The sequence below is a fragment of the Cohnella suwonensis genome (assembly GCF_042655365.1).
Classification (GTDB): domain Bacteria; phylum Bacillota; class Bacilli; order Paenibacillales; family Paenibacillaceae; genus Cohnella; species Cohnella suwonensis.
The window spans coordinates 1-1,520 of record NZ_JBHSMH010000031.1 but is presented as its reverse complement, the minus strand read 5'-3'; the positions used below and the strand labels follow the sequence as shown (position 1 = coordinate 1,520).

The 1,520-nt window shown below is 55.7% G+C and carries 1 rRNA gene; it reads right to left on the bottom strand.

From position 1 onward, the window contains the following. A 23S ribosomal RNA gene (locus tag ACFPPD_RS11540) occupies positions 1-1,520 on the bottom strand; the annotation flags it as partial.

The window sequence follows — 1,520 nt, the reverse complement described above, 5'->3', positions numbered from 1 at the left end:
TGCTCCTGGCGGAACAACTGGTACACCAGCGGTGCGTCCATCCCGGTCCTCTCGTACTAAGGACAGCCCCTCTCAAATTTCCTACGCCCGCGACAGATAGGGACCGAACTGTCTCACGACGTTCTGAACCCAGCTCGCGTACCGCTTTAATGGGCGAACAGCCCAACCCTTGGGACCTACTTCAGCCCCAGGATGCGATGAGCCGACATCGAGGTGCCAAACCTCCCCGTCGATGTGGACTCTTGGGGGAGATAAGCCTGTTATCCCCAGGGTAGCTTTTATCCGTTGAGCGATGGCCCTTCCATTCGGTACCACCGGATCACTAAGTCCGACTTTCGTCCCTGCTCGACTTGTAGGTCTCGCAGTCAAGCTCCCTTATGCCTTTGCACTCTACGCGCGATTTCCAACCGCGCTGAGGGAACCTTAGAGCGCCTCCGTTACTTTTTAGGAGGCGACCGCCCCAGTCAAACTGTCCGCCTGACACGGTCCTCCTGCCCGATAAGGGCAGCGAGTTAGAACTCCGATACGATCAGGGTGGTATCCCAACGGCGCCTCCACGTAAGCTTGCGCTCACGCTTCATAGGCTCCCACCTATCCTGTACAGACCGTACCAAAGTTCAATATCAAGCTACAGTAAAGCTCCATGGGGTCTTTCCGTCACGTCGCGGGTAACCTGCATCTTCACAGGTACTAAAATTTCACCGGATCTCTCGTTGAGACAGCGCCCAAGTCGTTACGCCATTCGTGCGGGTCAGAATTTACCTGACAAGGAATTTCGCTACCTTAGGACCGTTATAGTTACGGCCGCCGTTTACTGGGGCTTCAATTCATAGCTTCGGGTTGCCCCTAACCACTCCTCTTAACCTTCCAGCACCGGGCAGGCGTCAGCCCGTATACTTCGCCTTACGGCTTCGCACAGACCTGTGTTTTTGCTAAACAGTCGCTTGGGCCTCTTCACTGCGGCCCCCTCGTGCTATTCACACTACCGGGGCACCCCTTCTCCCGAAGTTACGGGGTCATTTTGCCGAGTTCCTTAACGAGAGTTCTTCCGCGCGCCTTAGAATTCTCATCTCGCCCACCTGTGTCGGTTTACGGTACGGGCACCTTCTCCTGGCTAGAGGCTTTTCTTGGCAGCGTGGGATCATGACCTTCGGTACTGCAATTTTCCCTCCCCATCACAGCTTGAGGTTATAGTGTGCGGATTTGCCTACACACACCCCTCACTGCTTGGACGAGCATCCATCAGCTCGCGTCACTACCCTCCTGCGTCCCCCCGTCGCTCATAACGGATTACGGTGGTACAGGAATTTCAACCTGTTGTCCATCCACTACGCCTTTCGGCCTCGCGTTAGGTCCCGACTTACCCTGGGCGGACGAACCTACCCCAGGAACCCTTAGGCTTTCGGCGGACAGGATTCTCACCTGTCTTTTCGTTACTCATACCGGCATTCTCACTTGAATGCAGTCCACCGTTCCTTCCGGTACGACTTCAACCCGCATTCAACGCTCCCCTACCCAAG